We start from the raw sequence: 18,465 nt of genomic DNA on the forward strand, positions 1-18,465 counted from the left end.
CGAAGGTCTGGTTTAAACTACTTTTAGATTGTCACAATTTTGGTTGAAATAGACCCTTGAAGTTAAATTGTGTTGGTTCAGTAAATAAAGTGTACTCTATTTGTCCGGCAGACCCTTTGGAGTTGCTCAAGGATTGCGTGACGAATTGCGCACCTGTATGTATCTATGGCTGTTCGATTGCAGCGAGGATCAGAAATGGCGGCTATGTTTAAAGGGTTTAAATTACTTCTGTGTGTATTGCAAGCTACTGTGCTAATTTCGATTTGTAAGCTGCTCTTTTCGTAAAGGGGGGGTAGTAGAGAAAGGCTAGTTGTACAGAAGCTGATGGGGGATGCAAAAGCTAAAGGGTTTGAAGTAAGCTGTTACGGTAAGTATCTAATTAAGCTAATAGGTATCGCGAAAGCGCTTTGCTACACCTGCTAGTTGTTTAATTATTCTTTCGGTACGGGCTTTGTCGTGGGCGCCAGGGTGAAGCATGGCGATGAGAACGTATCTGTCCTCATCGTATAGCCCTTGAGCATACACCAATGCAGCATCTTTATTTGGGTCGCCTAGAGGGCACTTTCGGTCAAACTGAGGTTTGCTCGTAGGAAACACCGATGGAGGGATAGCTATGTGGATGTGCATCAAGCCCGTGATATAAGCTTCATGTGGGTGTGTGTAAGGCACGTCACACCCGAAATATGTAGGTAGGGTCATTCTATTTGACGCGATATAAGTATGAAAGTCGTCGCGTAAAGAGTTTAAGATAGTAGGATGAGTGGACAAAACGTCCTTAAAGAAATCATCGTATGTGTCTGGGCTATACTCGACAATTAACGTCATACTGCGTTAGCCCATGAGAAGATGGAGACGTTCTGTCGAAATGGAAGTCAATGCTTCCAACCCTTTCATATCTATTGAGCTCTCGTAGCTTTCCGGGACGTGAATCATCTGTTTAAGAATCATAGCATTCTGGGCTGTCCGCGAGCGCGTAGTAGCCAAATTACGCCGTAGCGCTAGGTATTCGTCGCTCATGGTTGGCAAGTTTAAATACAGCTCTGCCTTCTTAGCTATTACTGATTCTAACGCGCGTAATGTGCAGGCTACCTCGGAAAATCTTTCTTCTTCTATCATATGCCGTGATGGCATGTTTGTGAGCATGGTACGTCCTGCGTCAAACACAAAGTCATTAAGCTCATTTAAGCTGACAATAGCTTCCTTAATTGCGGTGCGAATCTTTGTGTTTTCAGCAACATATCTCTCGCTATTAGTGGTTTCTAGGCTACTGTCCGACTCAACACTCGGTACGGCCGCAACCTCTGCACAATATAACGATACTCGCAAGGTAAGGGAGAGCATGACCTCTTTAGAATACGGGTCATGACGGTGATGCTGTTGGTTACGCTTCATTGTTTTGCCCTCTTGGGCGTGCTCTGGTCTTTTGGTGCTCGAGTTTCGGATGGGTCTATCCGCTGACTCTATATCCTCTGACCAAATGTGCCACCGTTATGTCACTACATTTTTGTAACGAGCAAGCATATCAGACAGACGGTCGCCGCTTCTTTAGTAGACGGCCATCCCTACATTTCTAACTGTAGTGATTTACGCATCTATTGGCTGTAAGAGGAGGATAAATTACTGGTGCAGATGTGACAGCAGGCGCAAATCTAGCCTGTTGGCTACGGTTTATCGTTTGCCAAGGCGCGAATGCTATTTTGGGTAAATTCTCCATCTTCTACGCCTGCACTCTTGGCTTGGCCTTGATTTCCTCTTCTGCCGAAAGCAGACAGTTCAGCGCTCATCGGCTTTGTGTGGCAGTAACCAAAAGCTGGAGGGTAGGGGGGCAAAAAATGCGCAAAACCCACCCTGAAGGTCATGGTTTACTGTTTGCCAATGCACGAAATACTGCTGATTTTACCACCCCGAATAAAATAATTTATCTTTTACTAATAATGGCTTGCGTTATTTTATGAGCGAGAATGGGGTGCTAGGGTTCTGCCTGCTCCTAGATTTAACTTTTCAAGTACGACAACCTGCACTGCCGGATGCTTTGTGCTGGGTTTAAGCTTTAATGCCGCTTCCCAAAATGCTGAATCCTCACTCAAGATCCCTGGCCCCTCCTTTTAATGACGTAAGGCTTGATGACAAATCTCGATATTTGCGCAGCCCAGTATTGCTCAGCATCAGGCGACCTCAACGCCAATATTGCCCGCCATATTCAGCTAATGGAGCTCGCCGCTAAGCATGGCGTCGATTTTTTGTTGTTTCCGGAGTTATCCCTGACTGGCTATGAGCCGTCACTCGCCCGTGAGCTTGCGCAAGCACCTGACGCGGAAATCTTGCAGCCGTTGCGCGAGCTGGCCAGGCACTTGGCAATGACAACTGTCGTTGGGCTGCCGCTGCGCCAACCTGGTAGTGACGTCATCATGATCGGAGCATTAGTTTTTACCGCTGACGGCTCGCAGGCAACCTATACCAAACAGCACCTTCACTCGGGTGAAGAGGCTGTGTTCACGCTAGGCGATGGTGGCGCGTTGCTGGGAATCGGATCTGAGCGCGTTGCTCTGTCTATCTGCGCCGACTTTACCCACCCCAGCCACGCCCATGCCGCCGCACTTAAGGGTGCAGGTGTGTATGCGACCAGCGTGCTGATCAGTGAAAACGGTTATGCGCGCGACAGCGAGTTGCTGCAGGGCTATGCCAAAGAGCATTCGATGGGGGTATTGATGGCCAATCACGGCGGCCCTTCTGGAGGCTGGGCCTGTGCAGGGCGCAGCGCGTTCTGGTCTCCAGGTGGGGATCTGGTGGCGAGTGCAACCGGTACGGGAGATTGCCTGGTTATTGCGCGTCGCCGCCAAGGTGTATGGCAGGGTCAGATAGTGGAAGTGTCACTGCATCCAGTCTTGCCGACACCTTGAACAAGATACCCGGTGCGACCCAGCAGACAGAATTGATCCACTCAGACGGTTCGCTCGTTTGAGTAGGATTCATCTGGGTTTGGCGGATCGCTATTGTCATATCCCAAGGAGGCTGCATACATTTCCAGCCATCGCCGACTTCATCAGCGATTAGGTGTGCAAGCCTGTGACTAGGATTTCAACTTGTCATTTCGCCTAGTAGGATCAGTACCTTCGGTCGGCGTTTTGGCGGTTGCACGCGGGAGATCTTCGGATCTGCCGGGTTCCTAGACCGGTCTTGCACACCCGCGTGCAGCCGCCACCTTTTTGTCTGTGTGCAAGCAGGCAAGACGGTAAAACTTCATCTAGGAGATACCTATGTCGCACTATTTGCCACAAACCGATAACCCTGATGGTTTTAGCGTTTTGTTCATTGATACCCATGCTTCGATTCCTGCCTTGCTGATCTGTGCCGACCAGCGCATAAGGGCTGCAAAAAACCTGCTGCAATGCTTGTCGCTTATGAACGGCAACAGTAGCCATCCTCATGATTTGAGCTGTGTTTGTGAGGCATCAGCGTTGCTCTTGCAGGAGGGATGCGACTTGCTTGGGGTTTTGACGTTGCGTGAGGGAACAGTCCATTAATAGCGGTCGTTCTTGCGGTGTGGCCCCCGCTTTATGCTGGGTGCCACATTGGTCAGGAAGTGCTGTCCGATGAAATCGAATAGCCTGTCATGAATCGCGCAGCTGACTAATCACCGATGCCGAGGGCCGCTGCAGCCAGTTTAGCCACCCCGAGATTTGTGCCTGGTTCAACATCGTCTTCAAGCATCCAGGTGACCGACAATCCCGCCCACGCGAGTACCCATTGCAGCAGTCGCAGGCGATCGATGCCTGAAGCGTTTGCCACGATTTCTATTCGACGCGCGAACGATCCCGGAGCCAGGGCACTTTCACTGTCGGGATTGCAGAAGATGTTCGCGTAATCAAACCCCCGCTCGCCGTACAACCCCTTTGGATCGATGGCGAGCCAGCCTGACGGACCGAAATCAAGAACATTGCCATGATGGATGTCGCCATGCAGTACTGTGATATCACGCGGTGCAGCCAGGAGTTCGCGTGCGGTTCTTGCGCAGTGCTCAAGGATACCGCCGTGCATCGCTGCCGCGTCCCATAACGCTTCGAACCATTGTTCCAGTGGAACCAGAGTGGGGATCGGCTTGGCAACTGGTGCATGCAGTTGGGCAACTACCCTACACAGGATGCGAGTGGCCTCGTCATTCCTCCCACAACTGACCATTTGCACAAGCGAGTCGGGGCCCTGTGCGCGCACCATCAGCAAAGCCTGGTCGTCATGGGCAAGAACGGGCGCAGCACCCTTGCCGTCCCACCATGCCATCAGCAAGCCGCCAGCTTGTTCCTCAACAACTTGCGAGATTTTCAGCATCGCGGGTATGCCGCGTTGGCGAACGGGCAGCAGATTGCCGTTCAGTGAGGCAAAAGCATCACCATCAATGGTCAGATCCCATCGTTTCAAATACTCATCAAACATAAATTCACTAAATCCAGGGCATTCAAAATCGCGAGCGGCAGGTCTTCCCAGCGGGCAGAAAACCATTCCGGAACCCAAAATCCAACCCTTCTAGCCTGCACTTTTCAGCCTGTCGTGTCCTGTAAAATACCGGAACGAAAAACAATGTTCAGCACAACAGGCGTCGATAATCCCGGTCTAGTTTGCAAATCCGCCCACGCCGGTTCGATTCCGGCTTCGGCCTCCACCTTCGAAAGCCCCGCAGATCACGGTCTGCGGGGTTTTTTTATGCCTGCGAAAAAGGGGGGATGTGTTCCGCATTTTTTGGAAGGTGCTTACGAAACAAGGGGCGATTCAATGAAATGCTGTCTTTGATACACGGGTGCTCAGGCGCATATTCCCACTGTTCTCAAGAGGGCGCATTCAGCCAAGTCAGTGCTCCAACCAGCATCGTTTCCAATCCGGTCTCAAGAGTTGGATGTATTTGTGGATTAAATTTCGATGAATGATTAGAGGGGATTTGATTGATGTTAGCGTTTGATAAGGCCTGCTGCCATATCGACTTTTCGGTGCTTCCTACGAACCAGAAAACGTAGGGAACCTTCCACTCTCGCCCGAAAATACTAAAGTCTTCGCTGGCCGATGCCGGCGCAGTTTCATATGACCGACTAGCGAAGTGATCATCAAAAGCTTGCGCTAGTTGGGCAGTGGCGACGGCGTCGTTTTCGGTGACTGGATAACTGTCAATGGTGGTAAATTCCGGCGGATGGTCAGCGTTGGAGGCTTGGCATTCCGCGCTGCAGATCCTATGTACCGAGTCGAGCATCCTGCGGCGCACATTTTCATCATAGGTACGCATGTTCAGTTTGATGACCGCGTCATCTGGAATGATATTTTCCTTGGTCCCGGCCTGCAGAGCGCCAATGGTCAAAACCCCGCTTTCCAGAGGCGATAATTCGCGGGAGACAATTGTTTGCAGGCGCATGACAGTCGCCGCGGCCATGATCACTGGATCAATTGAATTTTGTGGCATGGAACCGTGGGCACCGCGGCCATACAGTTTGATATGCAGGCTGTCTCCAGCCGCCAGAATAGCACCAGCACGATGTCCAACCGTACCTGCTTCACCAACCATGACGTGTTGTCCCAAAATGATATCCGGCTTTGGGAAACGATCAATCATTCCGTCGTCGATCATGGCCTTTGCTCCCTTCCCGGTTTCTTCGCCAGGCTGAAAGACCAGCATCAAGGTACCGCTCCATAAGTCACGATGATCCGCCATCAACTGTGCGGTGCCCATCAACCACGTAACATGCAGATCGTGACCACACATATGTGCCACATCCACCGTGTCTCCTTCAGCGGTCTGTCCTTTCTTTTGACTGGCATAAGGTAGGCCAGTCTTTTCGGCCATTGGCAAGGCGTCCATGTCGGCACGTAGCATGACCGTGGGACCTTCACCGTTTTTCAATAGGCCGACGACGCCAGTTACACCAACCTGTTCGTGGACGTCATACCCTAACTTCTTGATAAACGAGGCCGCTATGGCCGCCGTACGGGTTTCCTGCATCGAAAGCTCAGGATGGGCATGGAGATCTTTGTATATTGCCTCAAGGGTCGGCAGCACCTTGCGAATATCGCCGGACATTTTTGACATGCTTTCTTTACGAGCCAAAGTTTCCATCTGCCCCTCCAATCAAGCTAATAGTTACAAAATGGTAAGTCCCTTTGACTAAAAATCGTTCTGTGACGTTCCCGCTGATGTTTTATCGGTTATAGGGTCGGCTCACGATTTTTTTTTGATCGCGGGCAGGTTCCATTGGTATTTCAACGACAGCATTCGTATCAGGGTACAGAGCGCAATTGCAGCCCAGGGCGCCACTTGATGATCAATCACCTGTAACTCACCGAGTAGTTGGATTAGTGCTCCCAGCAGCGCCGCGGAGGCGTATATCTCCTTGGTCAATACCACGGGTACACGCCCGAGCAGCACGTCCCTGATAATGCCGCCGCCCACTGCGGTAATAACACCTAACAGGAGGGCCAGTTCTATGTTCGGTATGAGGGCATAGACTTTGTGAACGCCGAATGCAGAAAAAAAACCTAACCCTACGGCGTCGAAGAACAAGGTGGGTTGGGCCAGCTTGAGTAATAGATGCTGGAAAAAGGCGGCCAAGGCGACCGCCAGCGCAACGACGCTCAAGTACTCGAGGTTGATGAGACCGGCGGGTGGTAGGGCACCAATACATAGATCGCGAATTACCCCGCCGCCGCAGGCTGTTACAAAGGCGATGACCAAAACCCCAAAAATATCCAGTTTTCGGTCAATGGCCGCCACGGCGCCACTCAGGGCAAAGACGAACGTACCCATGAGATCAATGACAAAAAACATCTCATATTCCATCGTTGTTACCTGAGAGAAGCGTCTCATGGGGTATCGGCGTTGTATGGGTTATAGCCAGAAATAATCGTGCCATCATGGCGTTTTTGGGTGCGAATGATCATGAGCGCTGTCGTTTCTGATGACAGTGTTACAGTCAACAAGCGCAGAACCTGGTGGGTAGTAGCGCAAACCCGCCTCAGATTCAATTGACTCAGAAGTTGGCTTTTACTTGCAGTCCTACTAGTGCGTTAGCGATTGCGTTAATCGATCCAGACTCCAATTTCTTCGATAGCAAGCCCAGTGTGTTTATGTCTTGGTTCAATCGGTTTAATAGGGCAGGTGGTGGGTCGTCGGGAAGTGCGGGTATAGTATTTCTCTGGATGATGAGGAAAGCCTAGCAGATACATAAAAGCCCGCCTGCTTGGAGCTGCCCACTACCGAGACGGGCACACTCATCAGAACGAGGCGGATCCATCACGGTTTTGAATCACCAGAGATTGAACGTGTACGTTATGTACAAGCGGTTGTTGTCTCGATCACTGGCGTAGGTCGAGCGTGATACAGCGTTTCTATACTCTACTCCCAAGCCTTTGAGGCTGCCCGCCTGGACGACATACTTGAGGTTGGTGTTTAGCTCGTGCTCACGCGCCAGCAGACCTTTGTAGTCTCCGTCGGCACCCTTGTAGTACCGCGTCATGAAGCTCAACCCAGGGATGCCTAACGGCGCGAAGTCATAGTCATAACGCAGCATCCAGGTTTGTTCTCCAGGCTGGATGAATTTTCCTACCCCTGCATTCGAGAACGAGTACACCGTGCTCACGCTCGCGTAGGGCAAAGCTGTATCGCCGTAAACTTTCTGGTATCCGAGGCTCAATGCATGGCCTTGTAGCCGATAAGTGAGTAGGCCGCTGAACATATCGCTTTCGACTTGTCCGTTGCGTGCGGCTCCGACGTCCGCGCTGTTGAAATACCGTAAGTCGGTGGTCAGGTTGCCGGGCCCGACCGAAAGTTTGTAGACCAGGCCGAGGAACTGCTGCTGGTAAAACTCCCGCATCTCGCCATAGTAGTAAGTTGCGCTGAGATCCTTGGTGAAAGAGTAGGTCGCGCCGCCAAAATCAAAATCCGTACCCTTGGATCCGGTGTAGCCTTGCGGGAAAATATCGACGCTGTCGGTGGAATTACGCGCCTTGAACTCATCCAAGTGGCCGGCATGGAGATATAGCTTGTCGATGCCGGTGTATTCGATCTGACTCCCACGAAATGTCTGCGGTAGCAGACGGCCGTCGTTGTAGACCAGTACGGGGATCTTGGGTAGCAGTGTTCCGGTTTTAATAAGTGCGTCGCCCCATCTTATTTTCGCGGTCAATCCCAGACTGGAAAACTCATCAGCAGCATGGCCATCATCATGCACTGGTAATAGGCCTGTGCCAGCATGCTCTGGTGTTGAGTCAAGCTTGAGGCCTGACAGTCCCAGCACATCCACACCAAAGCCGACGATGCCCTGGGTATAGCCTGACTGCATGTTCAGCAGGAAGCCTTGCGCCCATTCCCGACGGTCGTTACCACCATCGCGATAGTCGTCGTTGAAGTAGTAGTTGCGCATAGAAAGACTTGCATGAGAGTCCTCGAAAAACCCTTGCGCAATTACCACCGGGCTTATCGATATCAAAGAACCAGCACAAGCTAATGCGGTGGTCGGAATGTGTGTACGCATGAAGGATCCTCAGCTGGGTGTTATAGTTTTTGGCAGCAGTAAGATGGTCGGCTTTAATCTTGATTTTGTTGCGCCTCTGGACTGGTGAGCGCTTGGTGGCGGACACTAATCGGCGTTAAATCAACACGCAACGTTATGAGTGAATCGCATCGGGCTATGCGAAATGTGCTGTGCTGCCCCAAACCAACCTGTGGAGTTATCCGTTGAACCTAAAACAGCTCGAAACCTTCAAGGCGATCATGGCGACCGGTTCTACGATCGGTGCTGCCACTCGGCTGGGGCTATCGCAATCGGCGGTCAGTCGACTGCTCGGGCAGTTGGAGGAGTCACTGGGGTTTGCGCTGTTCCTTCGTCGCAAGGGGCGATTGACTGCTACTCCAGAGGCGGAGGAGTTTGTTACTGAGGTATCAGGGCTGGTGGAAAACCTTCAGCGTGTACAGCGGCTTGCCGATGAGTTGCGAGTGGGACGCTCCCGTCGCACCTTGCTCAAGGTCGCGGTGCCCACGAGCATGACCCAGCACTTACTGCCTCAGATAGTGGCAGAGTTTTTGAAAGATCGTGAAGACGTCGTCATCGAGCTATTGACTGGATCGTATGACACGCTTGAAAGAGCAGTACTGGATCGTACGGCTGATTTTGCCTTTGTCAGACTACCCACTGACTTAGAGGGTTTCGATGTTGAGCCTGTGCTAGAAACCGCAGGTGTTTGTGTCCTGCCGGTGGGCCATCCGCTGGCCGAGAGCGCCGAACTTCGGATCGAGGACTTGAGGGACGTCCCTCTGGTGCTGCTAGGGCGCCAACGGAACCTTCGTACCGAACTGGATCAGCGTTTTCGCAGCGCGCAGATCACGCCCCAGGTTCGGGTTGAAGTGCATTCCGTCAGCGCCGCCTGTGCCTTTGTTGCTCAAGGGGTCGGGGTGTCCATCATCAATGCATTGCTCGCCAACGACTTCTCCGATTTGCCCATAATCACTCGGCCCCTGACGCCACCCTTGCCGTACCGTTTCGGTTTGATTTTTCGCAATGACCTGCCACGCTCCAAGGCAGTCAGCGTTTTCGCTGAACACCTTAAAGAGCGACTGATCGAAGTGGCATCTCGCATCGGTTGAGGGTGTTGACTCTCACGTTTTGCATACCCCAACCCGTATCACTCATAGCGTTGTGAGCGGTGTTCGATTGTTTTAGTGTCCGCCGTATGCCCTTCAGGGCCATCACAAAAACAATTATGAGAGCGCCGTCATGCCGACCTTCGCATCGTTCTTTCCCACCAGATCAAACGAATCCGACTTTGCTCTCTGGCCTGAGCCAAAGCTCGCCAGTGCACCTTGCATTTCTGCCCCCACCTGCACGCGTTGCGCACCAATTCGGGTTCAACAAAATGATTGAAACTACTAAAACGTCTGCGACTCAGCCAAGCGATTGTTCACGTTTGAGCGAAGACTCGATACATCGTCCTGCTAAGCAGGTAAATCCATCTCTCATTCTTCTCGCTATCGTTTTCTTAGCACTGATCCTCACATACGCAGTGGATTCCGGAGAGTTCCAACGCAACGGTATCGCTGTTGTTCCAGGTTCTTACCACGTATTGGATAAAGACGACTCGTGGGGGCAGCTTGTTTCGACAGCTCCACGGGCCTCAAATAGTGAAAGTGCTCGTCCGGTTTCTTTACCTGAAGCGTTCATGGCTATACCTCAAGGCATCGAGAAGCGTGCGGGACTGATTTTCATGGTGCTGTTTATAGGCGGCATGTTTGGAGTACTCAACAAGGCCGGAGTAATTGAAGCTGGGCTTGAACGCTTGCTGGGCATGACCCGAGGCAACGTCTACGTGTTGGTACCCTTCCTAATGCTAGCGTTTTCAGCAGGTAGCACCTTCATGGGGTTGGCGAAGGAATACATCATGGTCGTACCGCTTATGGTTGCCATGACCACTCGCCTGGGGCTGCCAAATATCATCGGCCTTGCCATCGTAGTGATCTCGGTCAAAGTGGGTTATCTCGGGTCGATTTCAAATCCGGTAGCGCTGGCCGTGGCGCAACCCCTGGTGGGGGTTCCGATGTTCAGCGGGCTTAGCATGCGGGTTGCGGCATACGTGATCTTTCTGATCGTAGGCGTTGCTTTCGTACTGCTCAGCATTCGCCGACTCGGCTTTGATGCATCCGCAGAGTTTGTATTCAAACACGCCGAGCTCCCGGCCAGACACGTCCTGAACCTGCTAATCATGGGGGTCGGCATCGGGTTCCTAGTGTATGCCTCCAACCGTTGGCACTGGAAGTACCCGGAGCTTTCCTCCTACTACCTTGCCTTGAGCATGCTTTTCGCTGCAGTTGCCGGACTGGGGGCGAGTGATGCGGCCACGGCTTTTGTAGACGGCATGAAAAAGGTACTCATGGCCGGTGTGTTGATTGGCCTGGCCACTGCGGTGGAGATCATCCTCAGCACTGGTCAAGTGCTGGATACCATCGTTGAAGGACTTTCCGAGATGGTCGGGAACCATGGGCCTCTGGTATCCGCATACGGGATGTTTTTCGCCCAACTGAGCCTAGATGTTGTCATCCCGTCCACTTCCGGTCAGGCGGCTGTAACGATGCCGATCTTCGGGCCTCTCGGTCAGTTGTCAGGCGTCACGGGGCAGACCACGGTCTTTGCCTTTCTCCTTGGTAACGGCCTTACTAATCTGATCACTCCGACCTCCAGCGGCTTGCTCGTTCTGCTTGCTACGGCTCAGGTCGGCTGGGGGCAGTGGGCTCGCTTCATATGGCCGCTGGTTCTTGTATTTGCTGCTATCGCCATTGGCCTTCTAAGTTACGCCGTATTTACCGGGTACTAGCCGTTTTTGATGATCGTTCGATGAGTCCGTTTACATGCAAATATTTCATAATTTAAAAGTGCCGATGCGCGACGGCATCTGTCTGGCGACTGACGTTTACTTGCCCGATGGCGTGACGGCTCCTTTGGCGGTGGTAATTGAGCGCACACCCTACGACAAGTCGAAGCCATCTCGTTCGGAAAAACAGCTCGATGGTCACCATCTTTCACGAGAAGAAATGGCGTCAGCCTTTACCCAGCGTGGCTTGATTGCGGTGTTTCAAGACTGCCGAGGGCGCTATGCCTCTGAGGGTGTGTTTGTGAAATACACCCACGAAGCCGAGGATGGCTCCGACACGTTGAGCTGGCTGGTTGAGCAGCCATGGTGCAATGGTCGTGTAGGCAGCATGGGGCTTTCTTACGCTGCGCACACTCAGTTGGCGATGGCATGCCTGAATCCGCCAGGCCTAACGACGATGGTGCTGGATTCGGGGGGGTTCGCTAACGCATACCAGTGCGGGATACGGCAAGGCGGCGCTTTCGAGCTCAAACAGGCGACATGGGCCTATAAGCAGGCCAAGGAAAGCCCAGCCGCCAAGGCTGATCCTTTGGTCTTTGAAGCGTTGCAAAAGGAGGACATTCGTTCCTGGTTCGCCCGGATGCCGTGGAGCCCAGGGAATTCACCGCTGCGTCATTCGCCTGAGTACGAAGACTACCTGCTCTCCCAATGGAGTCACGGTACTTTCGACGATTACTGGCAGCAGCTCGGCCTGTATGCCGAAGGTTATTACGACGCTATTCCTGATATCCCGGTCATGTTCATGTCGAGTTGGTACGATGCCTACGTCAGCTCAACCTTAGCCAACTACGAAGCATTTACCAACGGACGCAAAGCTCAGCAGCGGCTCATCATGGGGCCTTGGCTCCATGGAGACCGTAACATCACATTCAGTGGTAACGCAGAGTTCGGCCCTCTAGCCGCTTTTGACGGGCAGGTTGAAAAAACTTGGCTGGAATGTCGGCTGAATTGGTTCGAACGCCATTTGTCAGAACCAGTTACCGAGCCTGACGAAACTCACCAAGTACAGGTGTTTCTGATGGGAGGCGGGAGTGGTGCGCGCAATGCTGAAGGACGTATCGAGCATGACGGCCGCTGGATTTCTGCGAGTGCATGGCCGCTGCCCGACACTGTCGATCAATCGTTATTTCTGACTCACAGCGGAGGTCTGAGCCCGTCCAAACCCACCCAAGATACCCAGTACCTTAGCTATTACGCAGACCCGACTAACCCTGTACCCACGGTCGGTGGATCATTAACGTCAGGGGCTCCCGTGTTTGTCGGTGGAGCATTCGATCAGATTGAATGCTCGGAATTTTTCGGCTCTCAAGGTAATGACATGCCGTTGAAACAGCGTGCAGATGTATTGAGTTTTGAAACAGCGCCGTTATCTGAAGACGTTGTTGTCGCCGGGCCAGTGAGTATTGAATTGTGGGTAGAGAGCGATTGTCCTGATACGGACTTTACTGCAAAGCTGGTAGACGTCTACCCGGCTAGCACCGATTACCCCCAAGGCTACGCTATGAACATTACCGACGGCATTTTTCGTTGTCGTTACCGCGACTCGTGGAGCGAGCCTGAGCTACTGATTCCAGGTAAACCGTTCAAGATTACTATCGAGCCCTTTGCGACCTGTAACGTTTTTAAAGCCGGGCATAGTATTCGACTGGATATTGCCAGCAGTAATTTCCCGCGTTTCGACGTTAATCCAAATTCAGGTGAGCCGGAAGGTTCGGCGATTCAAAAGAGAGTTGCATGCAATACTTTGCATCTCAGCGCCAAGATGCCGTCTCGATTAATCTTGCGAATCCTGGAGGGTTGAATATCAATACCTCACCTGGCCAGCGAAATAATGGTAATAGTGCCCAAACAGGTCTCGAAGGAATGCGACGCAGGCTAAATGCATCCCGGGCAGTTATTTGGCCGATAGCAGTAGCTCAGCAGGTACGTAAGCTTCGCTAATTGATGAGCGTTGTATTGTCGATGGGGGCGCAGGAATTTGGGGGTAAATCGGTTCCGCATTTTGAAATGAAACCCTTTGTATACTTGACGTTCAGGCGTATAAATCTGAAGCATTAGCGGAATCGAAATAGCAGTAAGTTTATGACTTATATGTAAAAAGTGGATTGAAATCCGCCCGCGCCGGTTCGATTCCGGCTTCGGCCTCCACATTCGAAAACCCCGTAGATTAACGTCTGCGGGGCTTTTTTATGCGTGCGATTTGACGATCACTTCCGCAATTTTTTGGATCAGTTCCGCAACCTGGCTTTTTCGGTGAGTGGATGGAGTGCTTTGCGGGGTATTTTGCTTTCGCTTGAAAGTGGGCATGGGGGTTTGCCCCAATGTCTCTATCCAGCCAAAAGACTGAATGCTGTTGCTGCCACGACTGGAACTTGTCCATTCCCAAGGGCTTCCGGTGGGCCACCCCACCAGCCCCCGTAGCTTTTACTATTCAAGGATGGCGAATTCCCTGGCGGCTGCCGAACTCCAAGGGACATACAGTGTTGCGTGCCCACGTATGAGTGCTTATTTCCCGCCGGATGAATATGCCTGCCGCATATCGACGGCCCAGCCATCGAGCACCGGTTTGAAATCATCCAGGGTCATGACCTGCTTATCATTGTCCAGTGGCCGGCCAGTCTCTTTGCGCACTATTTGCGCCACAACGTCTTGGTCGACGGCATCCAGAACAGCCACTTCGGTGGTGATTTCACTGTCCTGGTCGCGGATGCCGGTAGCAGTGCTGACGCCGGCAGCAAGCAGTGTTACGGGAAGCCACTCATAAAATCGCAAGCTTTGCGTCCTGGCCGCGACAGAGATGATGGAGGACCTGATGGTGAGTGTGTCGGGGCCTGGGGTTTCGACGACAGTCATCACTTTGCCCAGTTCGTGTTTGAGGGCGGTATCGTAGTAATGGGTTACGGCCGAAAGCGTTGACTGCGAAGCGCGTTCGCTCGGTAGCATTTCTGGATAGAACAGACTCGGCTCGATATACACACGGGTGTAATGGTGGGTATGCAGTGTCGGGCTCACCCAAGTCAGCACCTTTTTTCCGGATGGAAGCTTTTTTTCCGTCAGTTGGCTGTAGTCATGCAAGAAGCCCGAATACTCTTCGGGTCTGATGGTTTGGCTGGTACAAGCAGTGAGTGAAATGGATAGGGTCGCCACTAGCGGTAGCGAGATACGTCTTCCCATTTTTTGCGTTCCTGAATCGATTTTAAATTAATGGTACTTGCAGCGCTCAGACGCCCGGGCGGCTCTCTGAGTTCTCGATGTTCAGTACGCCATTAGCCATGATCCATTGAGTGAACTCGCAGACTGGCACGGAGTAGGAGTACTCCACCCATTGGCCGCTTCCGGGACTGTAGTGCTCGATGTAACGGATCAGGACGATACGTTCACGATCGCTTGAAAGTGTCATGCGCGACTCTTGAAAAAGTACTGGATCGTTGTTCCAGACCTTGCTGGTGAGCTGCTTCAGGATCAAGGCGTCGGTGCATGTGTCTTTGCTGCTCAGTGTCTGCATGGAGGGCGCTCCGGAATAGATTGCGCGCAGCTTGCCTGAGTGTTTTTGCCTGAAGATGTCTGATTCATGTCCGCAAAGCAGAAATGTTTCACGATTGAAATAAATGACCGTCGCGCCAGAATAGTTTTAGATACCTTCCTTTTTGCACCATGGATCACTGAATGTGAGCAGGTTACTGATCGTCGACGACGATGTGGAAATCCTATTGCTGTTAGAGAAGTTCTTTCTCATGCATGCCTATGAAGTGGAACTGGCCACCGATGGCAAAGCCATGTGGGCGGCAATCGACCGCAATCGTCCGGACCTCATCATTCTCGATCTGATGCTTGCGGGTGAGGGGGGGTTAAGCCTGTGTCAGAAGTTGAGGCTCAATACTCGTATTCCGGTGGTAATGCTGACCGCGATGGGCGAATTGAGTGACCGTATTGTCGGACTGGAGTTGGGTGCCGATGACTACCTGACCAAGCCTTTCGACCCTAGAGAGTTGCTTGCCCGGTTACGCGCAGTGCTGCGCCGCGCGAATGATCCTGTACACCCGCGTATCGAAGACGCACGGCTGGTTATCCGCTTCGCTGGCTGGCATCTGGACGTCACGCGCCGCGAACTGCGTTCGTCCGCAGATGTAATGATTCCGCTCTCTGGCGGTGAATTCGATCTACTGGTGGTCTTTCTTGAGCACCCTGAACGTATCCTTACCCGTGAGCAATTGATCGATCTGACGCGTGGGCAGAATCATGAAGCCTTTGATCGAAGCATTGACGTGCAAGTCAGCCGCCTGCGACGAAAAATAGAGCCAGACAGCAAACGTCCAGATCTGATTCGTACCGTGCGCAATGGTGGGTATATGTTCAACGCCAAGGTGACGCGGACGTGATCCGTCTGATTCCGCACATAGATACTCTTCGACGCCGGATTGCATTGACCATAGTCGCGGCGATGCTGTCCTCGCTCGTTCTCTATGCCCTGTTTGTTCAGGTCGCCGGGGTCTGGGCCAAACCCCCGGTGGATCAGATCGGATTGCTGGACCAGGTCGCTGCTACTACGCGAGTCATTCAGGCGGCACCCCCGGCAATGCGCGCGCAGTTGGCGGGCGCAGCGAGCAATCCGACCCTTGAGGTGCAATGGCGCGAGCGCCGAAGCGGCTTCGAACTGCCTGTGTCTGGCACCTTGTTAGGCCCTGATAGTGCGCCGGTTTTGCGTGAGTTACTGGGGGAGACACATCACAAAATTGAAGTCTTGCAGCCCGCCAATTGGCCCGCGGATAGCCCGCAAGCTCGCTATGTCATGTTGGTACAACTGAGCGACGATAGCTGGTTGTCGTTTACGCCACCGCAACGCAGTTGGGGGGTGAGTGCTGCGTTGCGTTTTGCCATCGTCATTGCCCTCGGCCTGGTTGCGACTTGGTTGGTCGCCTGGTTCGCCACACGCCAACTGGCTAACCCACTGCAACGCTTCACCAGCGCAGCACAACGCTTTGGTGGGGACCTGCACGCTCCACCCATTGATATCGAAGGGCCATATGAAATTCGCCAAGCGATCATTGCTTACAACACCATGCAGGCGAAAATTCAGCAGTTCATCGCCGAACGCACGCACATGCTAGCGTCGATCTCGCACGACCTTCGCGCGCCTCTCACACGTGTGCGGCTTCGTTGCGAGTTTATTGAAGACATTGAGCAGCAACGCAAGCTGATCCGTGACACTGATGAAATGCAATCGATGATCAACTCGGCTCTGGGGTTTTTTCGCGACGAGGCACTACAGGAACAAGCCACCAGTTTTGATCTCTCAGAGCTGCTGCAAACCGTGATCGATGATTACAGTGATCAGGGTATCGTCGTCGATTTTGCAGGCCCGCCCCATCTGGTGTTTTTCGGCCGCCCGGTAGGCATTAAAAGGATCACTGCCAATTTGCTGGAAAATGCCGTGAAGTATGCGCAGCTGCCGTGCATACAATTGAGCAGTGACTCGTGCTCGGTCCGCATCGAGGTGAGCGATAAAGGGCCAGGGATTCCTGAAGCGGAGCTGGAAAACGTTTTTGCCCCATTCGTCCGACTTGAACCCTCTCGTAACCGTAACTCCGGTGGCGTTGGCCTGGGCCTGTCCTCGGCCCGCGCCATGGCACGCCAGCACGGCGGAGAGTTGCTATTGAGAAACCGTTGTGGCGGCGGGCTCGTTGCACAAGTTGAGTTGCCCCATGGGTTCTTGAATCGGCTTTAGTTGGGTTGACACCTTGAAGGCGTAATCAATCCGTAAGTGTGGAAATCACCATCGCGCGCTTCCGGACTCAAATTTCACTTAGCAGTGTGCAAAAAAGGCGTTTTAACCAGTCAATGACCAGGCTGTTTGGGCGAACCGACTTTTTCAACAGGATCGGCCGATAGCGGCCCGTCACTAAAGGCAGCGATTGGCCAAAAGCGGCCGATCGGATATATCAACGAATCAAGGTGCAATTAGGGGCCCCCAAGCACTGCCCCAGCATGAGCATCGGTTGATTGGGCTCTAGTTCGATCTCGCAAGCGCCCTCATATACCTAGAGCCCGCAACTTTTCAGATAGCCCCCAGCTGAATTTAGACATTCATATTATTAAAACTCGACTATAAGTAATGCAGCGACCACTAAAGCAGATGATTCAGGCGCTATCCCAACGCTGTCAAAATACTGACAATAACACTCGACTGCATTATTTCTAAGAGCCGATAATTTATAATGATCAAGATGATTAGTATTGTGCTAATAGCACTTTCCACTGCCGGATGCAACGGCTTCGTCAAACCCGATTTATCGGGACAATTCAACGACACATACTTTGTGGTCTACTCAGGCTTTCCAGCACCGTTTCTATATACGGCCTCGGCAGTGCAGTGGAACGATGAATACGCTGTAACGACCCGGCATACTCCATTCTTGCCCGATATTGCATACTCCTGCAGTACAGGCTGTGACCTCGCCTTCATCAAGCACAAAGCAGACGGCAGTTACCCTACATGGCGAGCGCCGTGTCTGGGTGAAGACATAACGGCCGTGGGGGTAAGTCCCTATATGATGACGACCACGGGCAAGGGTAAGGTGTATCAAACGCCCTTCCTCAATGTAAAAGAAAATAGCGGTGATCTATATGGTATCCACGATGCCCCAGTGATTAAAGGGATGTCGGGTGGGCCGGTCATCGGCGTTGACGGAAGTGTGGTTGGTATTAATGAAGGTTACTACTCGGTCACACCATACGATATACCTGCTCAGACCGATTTAAGAGGTGCGGAGAGGGTGAGTATCTTTGTCCCTTACTCCATTATTGCGCGTGAGTGGAGATTGTTCCAGGCTCAGCTTAATCACGACACTCGCCCGATAGGGCCGACCCCGAAAACTGATTTCTGCCCTGAGTTGGGTTTGAAACCGCTAAACATAAATGCCAAATAAATAGTGAAATTATTTATCGGCTGCAGACACTATTTGAGTGAGTGCGTTCTTATATATGTTAAGGGCGGAAGTTCCAGTTAACAGGTGACGGGCTTGCAGACCCGGCGCGCTCCTTTTTGTGCAGCGCCGGGCGGAGCTACTGACA

The 18,465-nt window shown here is 52.4% G+C and carries 16 protein-coding genes; 8 read left to right on the top strand and 8 right to left on the bottom strand.

The features are described 5' to 3' along the window. Positions 1-384: 384 nt before the first annotated feature. Both KO536_RS05665 and KO536_RS05670 read right to left on the bottom strand, forming a co-directional pair. Positions 385-825 (bottom strand): type II toxin-antitoxin system YafO family toxin, encoded by a 441-nt coding sequence (locus tag KO536_RS05665; RefSeq protein WP_219261380.1) that lies wholly within the window; start codon positions 823-825, stop codon positions 385-387. 6 nt (positions 826-831) lie between these two features. Continuing rightward, on the bottom strand, positions 832-1,392 hold the full coding sequence (locus tag KO536_RS05670) for a hypothetical protein (protein WP_219261381.1): 561 nt from the start codon (positions 1,390-1,392) through the stop codon (positions 832-834). Between the two features lie 731 nt (positions 1,393-2,123). Here KO536_RS05670 and KO536_RS05675 point away from each other — a divergent pair. Together KO536_RS05675 and KO536_RS05680 are read left to right on the top strand one after the other, a co-directional pair. Continuing rightward, on the top strand, positions 2,124-2,900 hold the full coding sequence (locus KO536_RS05675) for a carbon-nitrogen hydrolase family protein (RefSeq protein ID WP_219261382.1): 777 nt from the start codon (positions 2,124-2,126) through the stop codon (positions 2,898-2,900). 357 nt (positions 2,901-3,257) lie between these two features. After that, complete coding sequence (locus KO536_RS05680) at positions 3,258-3,524, top strand: hypothetical protein (protein ID WP_219261383.1); 267 nt, start codon at positions 3,258-3,260, stop codon at positions 3,522-3,524. Positions 3,525-3,630: 106 nt separating this feature from the next. Here the strand turns inward: KO536_RS05680 and KO536_RS05685 are convergent, their stop codons facing one another. From KO536_RS05685 to KO536_RS05700, 4 genes are all read right to left on the bottom strand, one after another. Beyond that, positions 3,631-4,431 (bottom strand): aminoglycoside phosphotransferase family protein, encoded by an 801-nt coding sequence (locus KO536_RS05685; protein ID WP_219261384.1) that lies wholly within the window; start codon positions 4,429-4,431, stop codon positions 3,631-3,633. 388 nt (positions 4,432-4,819) lie between these two features. Further along, positions 4,820-6,094 (bottom strand): M20 family metallopeptidase, encoded by a 1,275-nt coding sequence (locus KO536_RS05690; protein ID WP_257622811.1) that lies wholly within the window; start codon positions 6,092-6,094, stop codon positions 4,820-4,822. 102 nt (positions 6,095-6,196) lie between these two features. After that, on the bottom strand, positions 6,197-6,814 hold the full coding sequence (locus tag KO536_RS05695; RefSeq protein WP_133078331.1) for a trimeric intracellular cation channel family protein: 618 nt from the start codon (positions 6,812-6,814) through the stop codon (positions 6,197-6,199). Between the two features lie 466 nt (positions 6,815-7,280). Continuing rightward, positions 7,281-8,507 carry an OprD family porin gene (locus KO536_RS05700; RefSeq protein ID WP_133078332.1) on the bottom strand — a complete coding sequence of 409 codons (1,227 nt, stop codon included), beginning with the start codon at positions 8,505-8,507 and terminating at the stop codon, positions 7,281-7,283. A 203-nt stretch (positions 8,508-8,710) separates the two neighbouring features. Between KO536_RS05700 and KO536_RS05705 the strand changes: the two genes are divergently transcribed. The 3 genes from KO536_RS05705 to KO536_RS05715 all read left to right on the top strand — a co-directional run bounded on the left by KO536_RS05705 (position 8,711) and on the right by KO536_RS05715 (position 13,195). Beyond that, positions 8,711-9,616, top strand: coding sequence for a LysR family transcriptional regulator (locus KO536_RS05705; RefSeq protein WP_133078333.1), 906 nt, complete (start codon positions 8,711-8,713; stop codon positions 9,614-9,616). Between the two features lie 269 nt (positions 9,617-9,885). Then, entirely contained in the window at positions 9,886-11,337 is a 1,452-nt protein-coding gene (locus KO536_RS05710) for a YfcC family protein (protein ID WP_219261385.1), read from the top strand. A 34-nt stretch (positions 11,338-11,371) separates the two neighbouring features. After that, complete coding sequence (locus tag KO536_RS05715) at positions 11,372-13,195, top strand: CocE/NonD family hydrolase (protein WP_219261386.1); 1,824 nt, start codon at positions 11,372-11,374, stop codon at positions 13,193-13,195. A 704-nt stretch (positions 13,196-13,899) separates the two neighbouring features. On the opposite strand, the gene KO536_RS05720 is transcribed toward KO536_RS05715, so the two are convergent. Next, positions 13,900-14,568: a DUF3313 domain-containing protein gene (locus KO536_RS05720; RefSeq protein ID WP_219261387.1), complete on the bottom strand. Its 669-nt coding sequence runs from the start codon at positions 14,566-14,568 to the stop codon at positions 13,900-13,902. A gap of 46 nt (positions 14,569-14,614) precedes the next feature. Further along, positions 14,615-14,899 (bottom strand): hypothetical protein, encoded by a 285-nt coding sequence (locus KO536_RS05725; protein WP_219261388.1) that lies wholly within the window; start codon positions 14,897-14,899, stop codon positions 14,615-14,617. A gap of 163 nt (positions 14,900-15,062) precedes the next feature. Between KO536_RS05725 and KO536_RS05730 the strand changes: the two genes are divergently transcribed. The 3 genes from KO536_RS05730 to KO536_RS24220 all read left to right on the top strand — a co-directional run bounded on the left by KO536_RS05730 (position 15,063) and on the right by KO536_RS24220 (position 18,320). Then, positions 15,063-15,773, top strand: coding sequence for a response regulator (locus tag KO536_RS05730; protein ID WP_133078338.1), 711 nt, complete (start codon positions 15,063-15,065; stop codon positions 15,771-15,773). Then, positions 15,770-17,119 (top strand): ATP-binding protein, encoded by a 1,350-nt coding sequence (locus KO536_RS05735; RefSeq protein ID WP_219261389.1) that lies wholly within the window; start codon positions 15,770-15,772, stop codon positions 17,117-17,119. The genes KO536_RS05730 and KO536_RS05735 overlap by 4 nt, the downstream gene beginning before the upstream one ends. Positions 17,120-17,609: 490 nt before the next feature. Next, positions 17,610-18,320 (top strand): serine protease, encoded by a 711-nt coding sequence (locus tag KO536_RS24220; protein ID WP_257622812.1) that lies wholly within the window; start codon positions 17,610-17,612, stop codon positions 18,318-18,320. Positions 18,321-18,465: the final 145 nt, after the last annotated feature.

Source organism: Pseudomonas sp. NKUCC02_KPG, assembly GCF_019345465.1.
In the GTDB taxonomy this organism is placed as follows: Bacteria; Pseudomonadota; Gammaproteobacteria; order Pseudomonadales; family Pseudomonadaceae; genus Aquipseudomonas.

Bases quoted from the DNA above. Each gene is read 5' to 3' on its own strand.
- KO536_RS05725 (WP_219261388.1), bottom strand. From the start codon at position 14,899: ATGCAGACACTGAGCAGCAAAGACACATGCACCGACGCCTTGATCCTG.
- KO536_RS05685 (WP_219261384.1), bottom strand. From the start codon at position 4,431: ATGTTTGATGAGTATTTGAAACGATGGGATCTGACCATTGATGGTGAT.
- KO536_RS05710 (WP_219261385.1), top strand. From the start codon at position 9,886: ATGATTGAAACTACTAAAACGTCTGCGACTCAGCCAAGCGATTGTTCA.
- KO536_RS05690 (WP_257622811.1), bottom strand. From the start codon at position 6,094: ATGGAAACTTTGGCTCGTAAAGAAAGCATGTCAAAAATGTCCGGCGAT.
- KO536_RS05720 (WP_219261387.1), bottom strand. From the start codon at position 14,568: ATGGGAAGACGTATCTCGCTACCGCTAGTGGCGACCCTATCCATTTCA.
- KO536_RS05675 (WP_219261382.1), top strand. From the start codon at position 2,124: ATGACAAATCTCGATATTTGCGCAGCCCAGTATTGCTCAGCATCAGGC.
- KO536_RS05695 (WP_133078331.1), bottom strand. From the start codon at position 6,814: ATGGAATATGAGATGTTTTTTGTCATTGATCTCATGGGTACGTTCGTC.
- KO536_RS05665 (WP_219261380.1), bottom strand. From the start codon at position 825: ATGACGTTAATTGTCGAGTATAGCCCAGACACATACGATGATTTCTTT.
- KO536_RS05670 (WP_219261381.1), bottom strand. From the start codon at position 1,392: ATGAAGCGTAACCAACAGCATCACCGTCATGACCCGTATTCTAAAGAG.
- KO536_RS24220 (WP_257622812.1), top strand. From the start codon at position 17,610: ATGATCAAGATGATTAGTATTGTGCTAATAGCACTTTCCACTGCCGGA.
- KO536_RS05700 (WP_133078332.1), bottom strand. From the start codon at position 8,507: ATGCGTACACACATTCCGACCACCGCATTAGCTTGTGCTGGTTCTTTG.
- KO536_RS05680 (WP_219261383.1), top strand. From the start codon at position 3,258: ATGTCGCACTATTTGCCACAAACCGATAACCCTGATGGTTTTAGCGTT.
- KO536_RS05715 (WP_219261386.1), top strand. From the start codon at position 11,372: ATGCAAATATTTCATAATTTAAAAGTGCCGATGCGCGACGGCATCTGT.